12 protein-coding genes are annotated in these 16803 nt (G+C 73.2%); 10 read left to right on the top strand and 2 right to left on the bottom strand.

All coding sequences use genetic code 11. From position 1 onward, the window contains the following. Positions 1–90: 90 nt before the first annotated feature. On the bottom strand, positions 91–3072 hold the full coding sequence (locus Saso_RS16375; RefSeq protein WP_189920983.1) for an AfsR/SARP family transcriptional regulator: 2982 nt from the start codon (positions 3070–3072) through the stop codon (positions 91–93). A 193-nt stretch (positions 3073–3265) separates the two neighbouring features. On the opposite strand from Saso_RS16375, the gene Saso_RS16370 reads away from it, so the two are divergent. The 6 genes from Saso_RS16370 to Saso_RS16345 all read left to right on the top strand — a co-directional run bounded on the left by Saso_RS16370 (position 3266) and on the right by Saso_RS16345 (position 10887). Further along, a complete protein-coding gene (locus Saso_RS16370) occupies positions 3266–4516 on the top strand; it encodes an amidohydrolase family protein (RefSeq protein ID WP_189920981.1) in 1251 nt (416 codons plus the stop codon). Next, positions 4513–5436, top strand: a complete 924-nt coding sequence (locus Saso_RS16365; RefSeq protein ID WP_189920979.1) for an LLM class F420-dependent oxidoreductase — start codon at positions 4513–4515, stop codon at positions 5434–5436. The genes Saso_RS16370 and Saso_RS16365 overlap by 4 nt, the downstream gene beginning before the upstream one ends. Positions 5437–5509: 73 nt before the next feature. After that, positions 5510–6280, top strand: coding sequence for an SDR family NAD(P)-dependent oxidoreductase (locus Saso_RS16360; protein WP_189920977.1), 771 nt, complete (start codon positions 5510–5512; stop codon positions 6278–6280). Positions 6281–6403: 123 nt separating this feature from the next. Then, positions 6404–7522 (top strand): LLM class flavin-dependent oxidoreductase, encoded by a 1119-nt coding sequence (locus Saso_RS16355; RefSeq protein WP_189920975.1) that lies wholly within the window; start codon positions 6404–6406, stop codon positions 7520–7522. A 141-nt stretch (positions 7523–7663) separates the two neighbouring features. Beyond that, complete coding sequence (locus Saso_RS16350; protein WP_189920973.1) at positions 7664–9394, top strand: N-acyl-D-amino-acid deacylase family protein; 1731 nt, start codon at positions 7664–7666, stop codon at positions 9392–9394. Next, positions 9391–10887, top strand: a complete 1497-nt coding sequence (locus Saso_RS16345) for an aldehyde dehydrogenase family protein (protein ID WP_372442446.1) — start codon at positions 9391–9393, stop codon at positions 10885–10887. Before Saso_RS16350 ends, Saso_RS16345 begins: the two co-directional genes overlap by 4 nt. Before the next feature lie 116 nt (positions 10888–11003). Here the strand turns inward: Saso_RS16345 and Saso_RS16340 are convergent, their stop codons facing one another. Beyond that, positions 11004–11399 (bottom strand): nitroreductase/quinone reductase family protein, encoded by a 396-nt coding sequence (locus Saso_RS16340; RefSeq protein ID WP_189920971.1) that lies wholly within the window; start codon positions 11397–11399, stop codon positions 11004–11006. Positions 11400–11482: 83 nt separating this feature from the next. On the opposite strand from Saso_RS16340, the gene Saso_RS16335 reads away from it, so the two are divergent. The 4 genes from Saso_RS16335 to Saso_RS16320 all read left to right on the top strand — a co-directional run bounded on the left by Saso_RS16335 (position 11483) and on the right by Saso_RS16320 (position 16795). Further along, entirely contained in the window at positions 11483–12352 is an 870-nt protein-coding gene (locus Saso_RS16335) for an endonuclease/exonuclease/phosphatase family protein (protein WP_189920969.1), read from the top strand. Positions 12353–12565: 213 nt separating this feature from the next. Further along, positions 12566–13036, top strand: a complete 471-nt coding sequence (locus Saso_RS16330) for an ALF repeat-containing protein (protein ID WP_189920967.1) — start codon at positions 12566–12568, stop codon at positions 13034–13036. Positions 13037–13266: 230 nt separating this feature from the next. Beyond that, a complete protein-coding gene (locus Saso_RS16325) occupies positions 13267–14133 on the top strand; it encodes an LLM class F420-dependent oxidoreductase (protein WP_189920965.1) in 867 nt (288 codons plus the stop codon). A gap of 67 nt (positions 14134–14200) precedes the next feature. Continuing rightward, positions 14201–16795, top strand: coding sequence for a bifunctional FO biosynthesis protein CofGH (locus tag Saso_RS16320; RefSeq protein ID WP_189920963.1), 2595 nt, complete (start codon positions 14201–14203; stop codon positions 16793–16795). Positions 16796–16803: the final 8 nt, after the last annotated feature.

Raw genomic sequence — 16803 nt, 5'->3', positions numbered from 1 at the left:
CACGGCCCGCATGCCCCCCGACGCGACGGACCGTTGGGTCGATTCTGGCGGCCGGTCATAAACGTTTGCTGAACGCCCGTGACGGCGGCCTCACGACGCGTCCGCGGGGGCCAGCAGCAGGCGCACCTCGGCGGCCTCGGGAGCGCCCGTATTCTCCAGCAGCAGCAGGGCCTCGTGCCAGCAGGCGCGCGCCCGGTCGGACTGACCCAGTTCGCGCAGGCTCTTGCCCAGGGTGTTCAGGACGCTGCCCCGGATCAGGTCACCGCCGATGACCCCGATGGCGAGCGACTGCTCCGCGTGCCGGGCGGCCTGCGCGGGCCGGCGGGCCGCCAGGTGCAGCTGGGCGATCCGCAGATGGGTCGTGCCCTCCCAGAGCCGCTGCCGGTTGGCCGCGAAGATCATCATGGCGTCGGTGAGCTGGGCCAGGCCCTCCGCGAGACGGTCGGCGCGGGTGAGCGCCACACCGAGGGAGTACCGGCCGTTGGCGAGACGCAGGCTGAGACCGAGCTGCTGGAAGATCTCGACGCCCTGCTGCGCCAGCGAGACCGCGCTCTCGGCCCGGTTCATGCGCTGGTGCAACTGGGCGAGGTTGCAGAGCGCGCTGGCCTCTCCCGGCCGGTTGCCGTCGGCCCGGTAGCCGTCCCGCGCCGTGGTCAGGAGCCGCTCCGCCTCCTCGTAGCGCCCCTGGTTGAGGGCGATGATCCCCCGGTCCGTCGCCGCCCAGCTGACCGGCGTCGCGTCCTGTGCCGCCGTGGCGAGTTCGATCGCGCGCCGGGCCTCCTCGTCCGCCTCGGCGTAACGCCCCGCCGCCAGATGGACGTTGGACAGCGCCGTGCGGGCCCGGCTCTCCGCCCGGACGTCGGCGGCGGCCTGCGCCGCGTCCCGCAGGGTCGTGGCGGCCTGTTCGTACTGTTTGGCGTTGGCTCCCGACTCCGCCAGATCCTTGGCGGCCCACAGGAGATCGACGGCCCGCCGCAGCCCGCTGCCCGCCTGCTGCTGCCGGGCGCACGCCAGCAGGCACTGGGCCTCCGCGAAGAGCCAGTCGAGGGCCTGCGTCCGCTCGCCGAAGGACAGACCCCGGTACGAGGTGGGCTCCAGGTGGACCACGGTCCGGTCCCCCGGGCGCTCGATCGCGTACACCCCCGCCGCCGTGGCCAGGTAGAAGTCCAGCAGCCGGGACAGCGCCGCCCCGCGCTCGCTGGGCGGCGCCTCGTCCCGGTCGGCGCATGCACGCGCGTAGAGCCGGACCAGGTCGTGGAACCGGTAGCGGCCGGGGGCGGCGGACTCCAGCAGGGAGGTGTCCACGAGGGACTCCAGCAGGTCCTCGGTGTCGTCCGCCGGCAGGTCCAGGACCGCCGCGGCCGCCGCCAGGGAGATGTCCGGGCCGTCCGCCAGGCCCAGCAGCCGGAACGCACGGGCCTGGGCCGGCTCCAGGGCGCCGTAGCCGAGCTCGAACGTGGCCTTCACCGCCAGGTCACCGGCCTGGAGCTCGTCCAGCCTGCGCCGTTCGTCCGCGAGCTTGGCGGCGAGGACGGAGACCGTCCACGTGCGGCGCGCGGCGAGCCGGGAGGCGGCGATACGGATGGCCAGGGGCAGGAACCCGCACGCGGCGACCACGTCCAGCGCCGCCTCGCGCTCCGCCGCCACCCGCTCCTCGCCGACGATCCGGGTGAACAGGGCGAGGGCCTCCTCGGGGGACATCACGTCGAGGTCGACGAGATGCGCGCCCGCCAGGTCCACCATCCGCACCCGCGAGGTGACCAGCGCCGCGCAGCCCTCGGTGCCCGGCAGCAGGGGCCGGATCTGGGCCGCGTCCTTGGCGTTGTCCAGCAGCACGAGGACCCGGCGGCCGTCCAGCACCGAGCGGTACAGCGCCGCCCGCTCCTCCAGGGAGTCGGGGATCGCCGAGTCCGCGGTGCCCAGGGCGCGCAGGAACGAGCCGAGGACCGTCTCCGGCTCCGCCGACCGCGGTCCCGCGCCCTGGAGGTCGACGTACAGCTGACCGTCGGGGAAGGCGGGCCGTGCCTGGTGCGCCACGTGCACGGCGAGGGTCGTCTTGCCCACGCCCCCGATGCCCGCCAGCGCGGACACGGCCATCACCCGGCCGCCCGCGCAGACTCCGTCGCCGGCTCCCGCCAACACCTCGCCCAGCTCCCGCACGAACGCGGACCGGCCGGTGAAGTCGGGCACTGTGGCGGGCAGTTGCGCGGGGCGCACCCGCACCATCGCGGGTTCCGCGGCGGGCGCCGACGGCTCCGCCAGCTCCGGGTCGGCCTGGAGGATGCGGTGCTGGAGGCTGCGCAGTCCGGCCCGCGGGTCGACCCCCAGCTCCTCGGCGAGCAGCCGCCGGGTGTCCGCGTACACGGCGAGCGCCTCCGCCTGCCGGCCGCTGCGGTACAGCGCCAGCATCAGCAGTTCGCGCAGCCGCTCGCGCAGCGGGTAGGCCGCGGTGAGCGCGGTGAGTTCGGAGACCGCCTCCGCGTGGCAGCCCTGCTCCAGGTCCATGTCCAGCCGGGATTCCAGCAGCCCGAGCCGCCACTCCTCCAGCCGGACGCGCTGCGCCTCCGCGTACGGTCCGGGGACGCCGGCCAGGGCCTCCCCGTCCCACAGCGCCAGCGTGCGGTTCAGCACCTCGCGGGCCCGGGACAGGTCCCCGGCGCCGCGTGCCTTCTCCGCCTGCGCCGCCCACTCCTGCGCCACGGCCAGGTCCAGGGCGCCGTCGTCCGGCACCCGCACCGCGTAGCCGCCCGACTCGCTCACCAGGACACCCGGGTCCAGCACCTTGCGCAGCCGGGAGGCGTAGGTCCGCACCGCGGCCAGTGCCTGCGAAGGGGGTTCGTCGCCCCACAGGGCGTCGATCAGCTCGGCGGCGGTCGCCGTACGGCCCTCGCGCAGCAACAGGGCCGCCAGCAGGGCGCGTTGCTGCGGCGAACCGGTGGCCAGCCGTTCGTCGCCGCGACATGCGCGCACCGGCCCGAGCACGTCGAAGCGCAACGTCGCCGGCTCCTCGGGGGAGCCGGGGCGTCTCTGCTCCGGCACGCGGGGCGCGTGGTGTCCTGCCCGGTCGTCCATCAGGGCTCCCTTTAGGCATCCGATTCCGAGCCCAGTTTGCCCTGTCCATGCCGGAACCGTCAGCCTGCCCCGGCGGTGCGGGGGAGTCCACACGTCGCGCCCATGCGATCCGCACAGATCCGCACAGACCAGATCAGGGTCCGTCCCCCGCCCAATAGCTGACGATCTGTCAGATCGGCGCTACCGTGCCCCCATGGACAACGCACTGGAGACCGCCGAGGCCACGGAGAGCCTCCCGCTGATCATCTCCGTCGACGACCACACCGTGGAGCCGGCCACCGTCTGGCAGGACCGCCTCCCGAAGAAGCACCTCGACACCGGCCCCCGGGTCGTCCGCGCCCCGCTGAAGGAGATGTCCTTCCTCGGCGGCCGCTTCAAGCCCGTCATGGGCGAACCCGGCGACGAGGGGCCCGTCGGCGACTGGTGGGTCTACGAGGACCTGCGGCGCCCCCTCACCCGCCTGGACACCGCCGTCGGCTTCAGCCGGGACGAGATCAAGCTGGAGGTCATCACCTACGAGCAGATGCGCCCCGGCTCCTACGACGTCCCGTCCCGCCTCGCGGACATGGACGTCAACCACGTCCAGTCCGCCGTCTGCTTCCCCACCTTCCCGCGCTTTTGCGGCCAGACCTTCACCGAGGCGGCCGACCGTGAACTGGGCCTGCTGTGCGTGCGCGCCTACAACGACTGGACGGTGGAGGAGTGGTGCGGCCCCGAAGCCCGCGGCCGGCTGATCCCCCTCACCCTCATCCCCCTGTGGGACGCCGAGCTGGCGGCGCAGGAGGTCCGGCGCAACGCGGCCCGCGGGGTGCGCGCGGTCGCCTTCTCCGAGATACCCCCGCACCTGGGCCTGCCCTCCGTCCACACCGACTACTGGGACCCCTTCCTCGCCGCCTGCGACGAGACCGGCACGGTGGTCGCCATGCACATCGGCTCCAGCAGCCGGATGCCCTCCACCTCCGCCGACGCCCCGCCCGCGGTCGGATCGACGATCACCTTCGCCAACTGCTGCTTCTCGATGGTCGACTGGCTGATGAGCGGCAAGTTCGAGCGCTTCCCGAACCTGAAGGTGATGTACGCGGAGGGCCAGATCGGCTGGATCCCGTACATCCTGGAGCGCGCCGACGTGGTCTGGGAGGAGAACCGCGGGTGGGGCGGCGTCGCGGACAAGGTCCACCGGCCGCCGTCCGAGCTGTTCGCCGGTCACGTCTACGGCTGCTTCTTCGACGACGCCTTCGGTCTGCGCAACCTGGACTCCGTCGGCGTCGGGAACGTCCTCTACGAGACCGACTACCCCCACTCCGACTCCACCTGGCCGAAGTCGCGGGAGGTCGGCGAGGCGCAGATGGGTCACCTGGCGCCGGACGTGGTGGAGCGGATCGTACGGGGCAACGCCATCGAGCTGCTGGGGCTGACCCCGGACGGCCTGTGGAGCCCGCGGTGAGCCTCGACTACGGCATCCAGCTCCCGGTGCAGTCCCAGTCCACGATCTACGCCGAGCCCTGGGAGGCGGACGCGGGGCCCGCCGACCTGGTGGAGGTGGCGCGCGCCGCCGACCGCGCCGGGTTCGCCTATGTCGCCGCCTGCGACCACGTGGCGATCCCGCGGCGGCTGGCGGACGCCATGAGCACGGTCTGGTACGACCCGGTGGCCACCCTCGCCCACCTCGCCGCGGTGACCGAGCGCGTCCGGCTGCTCGCCCACGTCGCCGTCGTCGGTCTGCGCCACCCCCTGCTCACCGCCAAGCAGTACGCCACCCTCGACCACCTCAGCGGCGGCCGGCTGATCCTCGGGGTCGGCGCCGGGCACGTCCGCGAGGAGTTCGAGACGCTCGGGGTGGACTTCGAGCGGCGCGGGGCGGTCCTGGACGAGACGCTCGACGCGCTGCGGGCCGCGCTGGGCCCCGACGAGTACCCCGCCCACCACGGCAAGTCCTTCGACTTCGAGGGACTCGGACAGCGGCCCAGACCGGCCCAGGAGCGGGTTCCGCTGTGGGTCGGCGGGTCCTCGCCGGCCGCTGTGCGCCGCGCCGCGCTCAAGGGGGACGGCTGGCTGCCCCAGGGAGACCCGAGGGACCGGCTGCCCGGGCAGATCGAGACCCTGCGGCGGCTGCGCGGTGACGGCGCACCCCTCACCGTCGGCGCCATCACCGAGCCGCTGTACGTCGGGGCGCCCGGCTGGGAGGTCGGCCGCCGCACCCTCACGGGGCCGCCGGAGGTCCTCGCCGAGTCGCTGCGCGCCTACGCGGCGATGGGCGTCGACCAGATCCAGGTGCGCTTCCGGTGCCGTGACCGCGGCGAACTCATCGATCAGATCGGCCTGTTCGGAACCGAGGTGGGACCCCTGCTGGACGGCGGTTCCTGACCCCGCACGCATCTGACGATCCGTCAGAAACAGCGCTACGATGCCGGTCCCATGGATCGCCAGGGAGGTCGGTATGGGCAAGCTCGACGGACGGGTCGTCCTCGTCACCGGGGCAGCGCGGGGCCAGGGCGAGCAGGAGGCGCGGCTGTTCCGGGAGGAGGGCGCCGAGGTCGTCGTGGCCGATGTGCTCGACGAGCAGGGGCGGGCCGTCGCCGAGGAGATCGGCGCGCTCTACGTCCACCTGGACGTCGGGGCGGAGGAGGACTGGACCGAGGCCGTCCGCGTCGCCCGGCGGGAGCACGGGCATCTCGACGGCCTCGTCAACAACGCCGGCATCCTGCGCTTCAACGCCCTCGTCGACACCGCCCTCGACGAGTTCATGCAGGTCGTGCGGGTCAACCAGGTCGGCTGTTTCCTGGGGATCCGCACCGTCGCGCCCCAGCTGTCCGACGGCGGCACGATCGTGAACACCGCCTCCTACACCGGGCTCACCGGCATGGCGGCGGTCGGTGCCTACGCGGCGACCAAGCACGCCGTACTCGGTCTCACCCGTGTCGCCGCCCTGGAGCTGGCCCCCCGCCGTATCCGGGTCAACGCGGTGTGCCCCGGCGCCATCGACACCGCGATGTCCAATCCGGCCCGGCTGGACCCGGACACCGACCCCGAGGAGACGACGCGCGCCCTCGACTCCCTGTACCGCAAGCTCGTCCCGCTGGGCCGCATCGGCCGCGCGGACGAGGTGGCCCGGCTCGCCCTCTTCCTCACCTCGCAGGACTCCTCCTACATCACCGGGCAGCCCTTCGTGATCGACGGGGGCTGGCTGGCGGGCGTCTCGGTCATCTGACCCGCATCTGATGGACCGTCAGCTATTGACCATCGTGGGACCCGGTGCCACAGTCGGCGGCATCCGCTCAACCTGACGGTCCGTCAGTTACAAGCGATCCAGGAACCGGGACGGTGAACCTCCGTGGAATTCGGGCTCTTTGTACAGGGATACGTGGGCAAGCGCGGCGAGACCGACCCGCTCGCCGAGCACAAGGCGCTGATGGAGGAGACCGAGTACGTCATCCAGGCGGACAAGTCCGGCTTCAAGTACGCCTGGGCCTCCGAGCACCACTTCCTGGAGGAGTACTCGCACCTCTCCGCCAACGACGTCTTCCTCGGCTACCTCGCCCACGCGACCGACCGCATCCACCTCGGCTCGGGCATCTTCAACCCGCTCGCCCAGGTCAATCATCCGGTCAAGGTCGCCGAGAAGGTCGCCATGCTCGACCACCTCACCGAGAACCGCTTCGAGTTCGGCAGCGGGCGCGGCGCGGGCTCGCACGAGATCCTCGGCTTCCTCCCCGGCATCACCGACATGAACTTCACGAAGGAGATCTGGGAGGAGACCATCGCGGAGTTCCCGAAGATGTGGCTCCAGGACGAGTACGCCGGCTTCCAGGGAAAGCACTGGCAGCTGCCGCCGCGCAAGGTCCTGCCGAAGCCGTACGGGAAGTCCCACCCGGCGATGTGGTACGCGGCCGGGTCGCCGCCCTCGTACGCGATGGCCGCCCGCAAGGGCCTCGGGGTGCTCGGCTTCAGCATCCAGAAGGTGTCCGACATGGAGTGGGTGCTGGAGCAGTACAAGACGGCGGTCGTGAACGCCGAGCCGATCGGCGACTTCGTCAACGACAACGTCATGGTGACCACGACCGCGATCTGCGCGCCGACCCACGACGAGGCCATCCGGATCGCCGTCGAGGGCGGCCTGCACTACCTGCCGTCGCTGGTGTTCCGCTACCACGACACCTTCCCGCGGCCCGAGGGCTTCCCGGTCTGGCCGGAGACGCTGCCCGAGTACAACGCCGAGTTCGTCGAACTCCTCGTCGAGGAGGAGCTGCTGATCTGCGGGGACCCGGACGAGGTGACGCGCCAGTGCAAGCGGTGGGAGCAGGCGGGGGCCGACCAGCTGTCCTTCGGACTGCCCGTCGGGGTGCCGAAGGAGGAGACGCTCCAGACGATCCGGCTGATCGGTGAGCACGTGATCCCGAAGATCGACACGGACCCCGTCCACCGGACGACACGGTTCCGCCAGGGCGCGTAGCCGCTGCCGCGGACCCGCGTACGCGTGATCGCCGCAGAGGTGCGGGCCGCCCGGCGACCGCGGGTCCGCCGTGGCCCGTCGCGCAGTTCCCCGCGCCCCCCCCGGGGGGCGCCACCCCATCGGAGCCGAGGAGGGGCCCTCATGCTCGATCACGTCATCAGAAGGGCGACCGTCGTGGACGGGACCGGCGCGCCCGCCTTCACCGCCGACGTCGGGATCCGGGACGGGCGGATCGCCGTCGTCGGGACCGTCACCGAGGAGCCGCGGACCGCCGAGGACGCGCACGGGCTGGTCCTCGCCCCCGGGTTCGTCGACCCGCACACGCACTACGACGCCCAGCTGTTCTGGGACCCCTACGCCACGCCGTCGCTGAACCACGGCGTGACGACGGTCACGGGCGGCAACTGCGGGTTCACGCTCGCGCCGCTGAACCCGGACCGTCCCGGGGACGCCGACTACACCCGCCGCATGATGTCCAAGGTGGAGGGGATGTCCCTGGTCGCCCTGGAGGAGGGGGCGCCCTGGACCTGGCACGGGTTCGGCGAGTACCTCGACGCGCTGGAGGGCCGGATCGCCGTCAACGCGGGCTTCATGGTGGGCCACTGCGCGCTGCGGCGGTACGTGATGGGACCGGACGCGGTGGGCGGACAGCCCGACGAGGAGCAGCTGGCCGCCATCGTCCGGCTGCTGCACGAGGCCATGGACGCGGGCGCCTGGGGCTTCTCCACCACCCAGTCGTCGACCCACTCCGACGGCGACGGACAGCCGGTCGCCTCCCGGCACGCCCTCCCGCAAGAGCTGCTCGCGCTGTCCCGGGCCGTCGGCGAGCACGAGGGCACCCAGATCGAGGCGATCGTGGCCGGCTGCCTGGACCAGTTCAGCGACGCCGAGATCGACCTGTTCGCGGAGATGAGCGCGGCCGCCGGACGCCCCCTGAACTGGAACGTCCTCACCATCGACGCGGCCGTCCCGGAGCGCGTGCCCCGCCAGCTCCTGGCGAGCGAGCGGGCCCGCAAGGCCGGCGGCCGGGTCGTCGCCCTCACCATGCCGATCCTCACGCCGATGAACATGTCCCTGGGCACGTTCTGCGCCCTGAACCTCATCCCGGGGTGGGGGCCGGTCCTCGGCCTGCCGGTGGGGGAACGGATCGAACGGCTGCGGGACCCGCAGGTGCGGGCGGAGCTGCTCGCGCACGCGCACTCCAAGGAGGCGGGCGTCTTCCGGCGGCTGACGAACTTCGGGCGCTACGTCGTCGGCGACACCTACAGCGCCGCGAACGAGGGCCTCACCGGGCGGGTCGTCCGGGACATCGCCGCCGAACGGGGCCTGGACCCCTTCGCCTGTCTGGTCGAGATCTGCGCGGCGGACGGGCTGCGTACGGTCCTGTGGCCGATGCCGACCGACAACGACCCGGCGTCCTGGGCCCTGCGGGCACAGACCTGGACCCACGAGGACGTCCTGCTCGGCGGCTCCGACGCCGGCGCGCACCTGGACCGGATGTGCGGAGCGCCGTACACCACGCGCTTCCTCGGCGACTGCCTGCGCGGCCGGAAGCTGGCGGGCCTGGAGCAGGCCGTGAAGATGCTGACGGACGACCCGGCGCGGCTGTTCGGCCTGCGCGAACGGGGCCGGATCCAGCAGGGCTGGCACGCGGACCTGGTGCTCTTCGACCCCGAGCGGATCGACGCGGGCAAGGCCACCCTGGTGCACGACCTGCCCGGTGACAGTCCACGGCTGGACTCCCGGGCGATCGGGGTGCGGGCGGTCTGGGTCAACGGGGTGGCGGCCATCCGCGACGACCGGGTCACGGGCGCCGTCCCGGGCCGGGTGCTGCGCTCGGGGCGGGACACCCGGACGGTGAGCACCCGGTGACCGGCCCGACGGCCGGGGGCGCCGCAGGTGCCGTCGGCGCCGGCGCCGAGGGACAGCGGCTGTTCGTCGGCGGCGACTGGGTCGAGCCCGGGGGCGGCCACTACGAGGTCGTCGACCCGGCGACCGAGGGGACCGTCGGCTGGGCTCCGGAGGCCTCCCGGGAGCAGGTGCGCGCGGCCTGCGCGGCGGCCCGGGAGGCCTTCGGTCCCTGGTCGCGCACCGCTCCGGAGGAACGGGCGGCGATCCTGGGCCGGGCGGCCGACGTCATGCGCGCCCGGCTGCTGCCGTACGCCGAACTGGCCCAGGCGGAGACCGGCGCCACGACCGGTACCGCGCGCGGGATGCAGGTCGGGGTGGGCGTGGCCCGCTTCCGCCGCTACGCGCGCGTGGAGCCCGCCGAGTGGCCGATCGCCCCGCAGGTCAACGAGGCAGGGCCGATGGGGCGGGCGGGCGTGATGGGCGCGATCGCCGTCCGCCAGCCGGTCGGTGTCGTCACCTGCGTCACCTCGTACAACAACCCGTGGGCGAACCCGGCCGGAAAGGTCGCCCCCGCCCTCGCCATGGGCAACACCGTGGTGGTGAAGCCGGCCCCGCAGGACCCCCTCTCCGTCTACCGGATGGCGCAGGCGCTGGAGGAGGCGGGCGTGCCGCGCGGGGTGGTGAACGTCGTCTCGGGACGCGCCGTCGGGATCGGCGAGGCCGCGGTGTCGTCGCCGGACGTCGACATGGTGAGCTTCACCGGCTCGACCGCGGTCGGGCAGCGCATCGGCGAGGTGTGCGGCCGGGACATGCGCCGGCAGCTGATGGAGCTGGGCGGCAAGGGCGCGGCGCTCGTGTTCGACGACGCCGACCTCGCCTCGGCGGTGGCCGGTATCGGCACCACGTTCTCCTTCTACAGCGGCCAGATCTGCACGGCCCCGACCCGCGTGCTGGCGCAGCGCGGCATCCACGACCGGCTGGTGGAACAACTGGCCGCCTACGCGTGCCGGTTGAAGGTGGGTGATCCGCGCGCGCCGCAGACCGTGGTCGGGCCGGTGATCTCGGCTGCCCACCGGGACCGGGTGGAGTCGTACGTCGAACTCGGCCGCAAGGAAGGGGCGACCGTGGTCACGGGCGGCGAACGCCCGCCCCTGGAAAGGGGCTTCTACGTCGCCCCCACCCTGCTCGCCGACTGCACGAACGACATGCGCGTGACACGCGAGGAGATCTTCGGCCCCGTCGTGACGGTCGTCCCCTTCGACGACGAGGAGGAGGGGATCGCCCTCGCCGACGACAGCGACTACGGCCTGATCGACTACGTGTGGTCGGCGGACGTGGCGAGGGCGTTCCGGGTGGCACGGCGGCTGCGGGCCGGCGGGGTCGGCGTCAACACCGTCGGCCGCAACATGGAGGCGCCGTTCGGCGGGTTCCGCAAGAGCGGCGTGGGCCGGGACGTCGGCTCGTACGCACTGCACGCGTACAGCGAGACCCAAACGATCGTCTGGCCCGGCTGACGGGCCCGTCAGCCGGGCCCGGAGTACCGGACACCCCCTAGGCCTCCTCCCGGCTCCCCCGGCCTCCCGGCCTCGCGCAGTGGACGTCGTCGTCTGCGGTGTGGGGTGGCCGGGTGTCAGTCGGTCAGTTCCACTCGTACCGTGAGCAGCCCGGTGCCCAGGGCCCGTACCGCCGCGCTGTTGCCGCGGGGCAGGCTGCGCAGGCGGGCCACCGGGTCGTCGTCCGGCATCAGGTGGGCCGTACCGGAGTGCCAGCGTCCGCCGATCCGCACTCGCACCCGCGGGTCCGCCCGGATGTTGCGGACGTACTGCGACCGTTCGCCGAACTCCGAGACCAGCCAGAACGTGTCGCCGACCCGGCGGCCGCCCAGCGGGGTGCGCCGGGGCAGGCCGGAGACGCGGCCGGTGGTCTCCAGGAGGGTGTGGAAGGGCAGGCGGCGCGTCAACGGGTTGGCGAGGTACCGCTGGAAGGCGGTGGTCGCGCGGAAGCGGAGGTCGCGGGAACGGGTCATGATCCGTGGGACTCCTTCGCACACAGGTTTGTTGCTTCAATGGTCCCCGACGCCGTCGGCACGACGAGAGCGGGTGGCTGCACGTGCGCGTGGTGACCTGGAACCTGTGGTGGCGGTTCGGCCCCTGGCGGGAACGTCAGAAGGCCGTCCTGGCGGTGCTGCGCGAGCTCGCCCCCGACGTGGTCGGCCTCCAGGAGGTGTGGGCGGCCGGCGCCGAGAACCTCGCCGAGTGGCTGGCCGGCGAACTGGGCCTGTACTGCGCGTGGGCCCCCTCGCCCGAGCCCGGACGCTGGCGGGAACGGATCGCTGACCCGGCCGGCCCCGGCGCGGACCCGGTCGACATCGGCAACGCGGTGCTCAGCCGCTGGCCGGTGGTGGAACAGGAGACGCTGCTGCTGCCCGCGCCCGCCGACCTGGCCGACGGCCGCGCCGCCCTCTACGCCCGGGTCGCCGCCCCCGCCTTCGACATCCCCTTCTTCACCACCCACCTCACCTCGCGCCCCCACGCCTCGGCGGTGCGCCGCGCGCAGGTCGGCGCCCTGGTGGAACTCGTCGCCCGGCACCGCGACGGCACCGCCTTCCCGCCCGTGGTCACCGGTGACTTCAACGCCGGGCCGGACTCCGCCGAGCTCCGCCTCCTCGGCGGGACGCACGGCACACCCGCCGTCCCCGGCCCGGTCCTGCACGACGCCTGGGCCCACGCGGCTCCGAACGCCCCCGCGGCCACCTGGAGCGCCGAGAACCCCTACGTGACGGGTCCGCCGGGAGTGGCGGCCCGCATCGACCACATCCACGTGGGCCCGCCCGGCCCGGCCGGCGAGGGCCGCGTGCACGGCGTCCGCCGCGCGGGCCACGGCCCCGTCGACGGTGTCTGGCCCTCCGACCACGCCGCGCTCGTGGCGGACCTCCTGGAGGGGGACGCGCCGCCCTTCCGAGCAGGCCGTGACCTCTGAGAACGACCGGTCCGACGTGCCTCTTCCAGCAGTTAATTCCCGTGCAAAGAGCGGCAGTTGAGGTAAAATTGGGGTATCGGCCGACAGCCCGGACAGGCACGGGTGCGGCGACGAGAGCCGACGGAAGACGACCGGCGTCCGGCAGCGGGATCCGTGGCGCACAGCGTCGCGGACCGCTGCAACGACTGTCACACCACGGAGGAAGATCACCCCATGCGACAGCATCGCGCTGCCCTGATCATCGCGGCCGGAGCCCTGGCCCCGGCCCTGCTCCTGACCACCCCGGCGTTCGCCACCGGCGCGGCGGGGGCGACCACGGCGGCGCCCGCGGCGACCGTGACGAACACGACGACGACCACGACCGACATCCCCGTCGACGAGATGTCCGAGGACGACCTCCGCATAGCGGTCCTGCGCATCCTCGCGGACGCCCGCAGCGGCAAGGCGGTGGTGCGCGAAGCGAACAGGGCCCTGGACGCGGGCACCGCGGACGCCCTGCGCGCCTTCCTGAAGACCGGCCTGCGTCTCGCGCAGGCGGAGGACGACCGGGTGGCCGTCGCCCGCATCCTGGCCGACCCGACGATCAGCAGCGCCCTGCGCAAGGCCGCGGAGAAGGCCATCGAGGGCACCCCCGAGGAACTGCGGTACTTCCTGGAGACCGGCCGCTACGAGGTGGACGCCTAGGGCGTGTTTCGAAAGTCCCGTCTGCCAGGCGTCGCCGGGCAGACGGGACTTTCGAAACACGCCCTAGCCGCTCCCGGGGTGTCCGGCGGCCGTCCGCCGGACACCCCGGGCGGGTTGCGGGGACAGTGCCGACCAGTCGGTATGGACACCTGTCCCTTCTCCCGGTACAGATGGGGGCGTCACCCGCGACCACGCCGTCGACGGAGCCGTACGCAGCGAAAGGGCCGCCCATGCGCATCGCCGTCACGATCTTCCTCACCGACGAGACGATCACCCCCACCCGCCTCGCCCGTGAGCTGGAGCAGCGCGGGTTCGCCGGCCTCTACCTGCCCGAGCACACGCACATCCCCGTCGAACGGACCAGCCCCTACCCCGCCGGCGGCGACCTGCCCCGCGAGTACGGGCGCACCCTGGACCCCTTCGTGGCGCTCGGACAGGCGGCGGCGGTGACGCGGACCCTGGGCCTGGGCACCGGCATCACGCTCGTCGCCCAGCACGACCCGATCGACCTCGCCAAGCAGATCGCCACCGTCGACCACCTGTCGGGCGGCCGCCTCACCCTCGGTCTCGGCTACGGCTGGAACGTGGAGGAGGCCGCCGACCACGGCGTCGAGTGGCGCACCCGCCGCGAGCTGGTCCGCGACCGCATGCGGCTGATGCGGGCCCTGTGGGCGGACGAGCCGACCGTCTACGAGGGCGAGTTCGGCAGTGTGCGGGCCAGCACCGCGTACCCCAAGCCCGTGCAGAAGCCGCGCGGCCCGGTGTCCGGCCCCCGCACGCTCGTCGGCGGTGCCGCCGGACCGAAGCTGTTCGCGCACATCTGCGAGTACGCGGACGGCTGGCTGCCGATCGGCGGCCGCGGTCTCACCGAGGCGCTCCCCGTGCTGCGCACCGCGTGGGCGGACGCCGGCCGCGAGCCCGACGCCCTCCAGGTCGTGCCGTACGCCGTCCAGCCGTCCCCCGGCAAGCTCGCGCACTACGCCGACCTGGGCATCGAGGAGGTCGTGGTGCAGCTGCCGCCGGCCGGCGAGGCGGAGGTGCTGGGCCTGCTCGACGGCTACGCCGCGTACCTGACCGGCGCGGGCGACGCCGGGTGACCCTCCCGCGGGAGGGACGGACCGGGCGTCCCGTCGGCCGTGATCAGCCCGAACGTATGCTCAAAGGATGACGACCTCCGGAACCGGCCCCGGCCCGATCCCCGGCCCCACCGAGAACTCCCTGCGGCGCGCTCTCAAACGGGCCCGTGACGGCGTCGCCCTGGACGTCGCGGAGGCCGCGGTGCTGCTCCAGGCGCGCGGCGAGGCGCTCGAGGACCTCGCCGCCTCCGCGGCCCGGGTGCGGGACGCCGGCCTGGAGGCGGCCGGCCGGCCCGGTGTCATCACCTACTCGAAGAGCGTCTTCATCCCGCTCACCCGGCTGTGCCGGGACAAGTGCCACTACTGCACCTTCGTCACGGTCCCCGGCAAGCTGCGCCGGGCCGGGCACGGAATGTTCATGTCGCCCGACGAGGTGCTCGACGTCGCGCGGCGCGGTGCCGCCCTCGGCTGCAAGGAAGCCCTCATCACCCTCGGCGACAAGCCCGAGGAGCGGTGGCCCGAGGCCCGGGAATGGCTCGACGCGCACGGCTACGACGACACCATCGCCTACGTCCGCGCGATCTCGGTCCGCATCCTGGAGGAGACGGGGCTGCTCCCGCACCTCAACCCGGGCGTGATGTCCTGGACGGACTTCCAGCGGCTCAAGCCCGTCGCGCCCTCGATGGGCATGATGCTGGAGACCACCGCGACCCGGCTGTGGTCCGAGCCCGGCGGACCCCACCACGGCTCCCCGGACAAGGAGCCCGCCGTCCGGCTGCGCGTCCTGGAGGACGCCGGCCGTTCCTCCGTGCCCTTCACGTCCGGGATCCTGATCGGCATCGGCGAGACGTACGAGGAGCGTGCGCAGTCGCTGTTCGCGCTGCGCAAGGTCTCCCGCGCCTACCACGGCATCCAGGAACTGATCATCCAGAACTTCCGTGCCAAGCCGGACACCGCGATGCGCGGGATGCCGGACGCGGAACTCGACGAACTCGTCGCGACCGTGGCCGTCGCCCGCCACATCATGGGCCCCTCGGCCTGCCTCCAGGCCCCGCCCAACCTGGTCGACAGCGAGTACGGGCGGCTGATCGGCGCCGGGGTCGACGACTGGGGCGGGGTGTCCCCGCTCACCATCGACCACGTCAACCCCGAGCGCCCCTGGCCGCAGATCGACGAGCTCGCCGAGAAGTCCGCCGCGGCCGGCTTCGAGCTGCGCGAACGGCTCTGCGTGTACCCGGAGTTCGTGGGGCGCGGCGAGCCCTGGCTCGACCCGCGGCTGCTCCCGCACGTGCGCGCGCTCGCCGACCCGCAGACGGGACTGGCCGTGCCGGACGCCGTCGTCGAGGGCCACCCCTGGCAGGAGCCGGAGGAGGTCTTCGTGCCGTCCGGGCGGACCGATCTGCACCGCACCATCGACACCGAGGGCCGCACCTCGGACCGCCGCGACGACTTCGACGAGGTGTACGGCGACTGGGCCGCGCTGCGGGAGGCGGCCGCCCCCGGCATGGTGCCGGAGCGCATCGACACGGACGTCCGCCAGGCCCTCGCGACGGCCGCGGACGACCCGACGAAGCTCACCGACGGCGAGGCCCTCGCCCTGCTGCACGCCGACGGCCCGGCCCTGGACGCCCTGACCCGCATCGCCGACGACGTCCGCCGCTCGGCCGTCGGCGACGACGTCACGTACATCGTCACCCGGAACATCAACTTCACCAACGTCTGCTACACGGGCTGCCGGTTCTGCGCCTTCGCCCAGCGCCGCACCGACGCCGACGCGTACACGCTCTCCCTCGACCAGGTCGCCGACCGCGCCCAGCAGGCGTGGGAGCTCGGCGCGGTGGAGGTCTGCATGCAGGGCGGCATCCACCCGGACCTGCCCGGCACGGCCTACTTCGACATCGCGAAGGCGGTGAAGGAGCGCGTGCCCGGCATGCACGTGCACGCCTTCTCGCCGATGGAGGTGGTCAACGGCGCGACCCGCACCGGCCTGTCGATCCGCGAGTGGCTGACGGCGGCGAAGGAGGCGGGGCTCGACTCCATCCCCGGCACGGCGGCCGAGATCCTGGACGACGAGGTCCGCTGGGTCCTCACCAAGGGCAAGCTGCCGGCGGCGACCTGGATCGAGGTCGTCACGACGGCGCACGAGCTCGGGATCCGGTCGTCCTCGACGATGATGTACGGCCATGTCGACCAGCCCCGCCACTGGCTGGGCCACCTGCGCACCCTGGCCGGCATCCAGCAGCGCACCGGCGGCTTCACGGAGTTCGTCACCCTCCCCTTCATCCACACCAACGCCCCGGTGTACCTGGCGGGGATCTCCCGTCCCGGCCCGACCGTGCGGGACAACCGGGCGGTGACGGCGATGGCCCGGCTGCTGCTGCACCCGTACATCCCCAACATCCAGACCAGCTGGGTGAAGCTGGGCACCGAGGGCGCCGCGGAGATGCTCCGCTCCGGGGCCAACGACCTGGGCGGCACCCTCATGGAGGAGACGATCTCGCGGATGGCGGGCTCGTCGTACGGCTCCTACAAGTCGGTCAAGGACCTCGTCGCGGTCGCGGACGCGGCGGGCCGCCCGGCCAGGCCGCGTACGACGCTGTACGGCGAGGTGCCCGAGGAGCGGCAGCGGGCGGCCGCGGAGTCGGACGGCCACCTGCCGCAGCTGCTGCCGGTGCTGGACTGACGACCGCC

Origin of the sequence: Streptomyces asoensis (assembly GCF_016860545.1) — a bacterium.
Taxonomy (GTDB): Bacteria; Actinomycetota; Actinomycetes; order Streptomycetales; family Streptomycetaceae; genus Streptomyces; species Streptomyces asoensis.
This window is presented reverse-complemented; position numbering and strand designations above follow the sequence as displayed.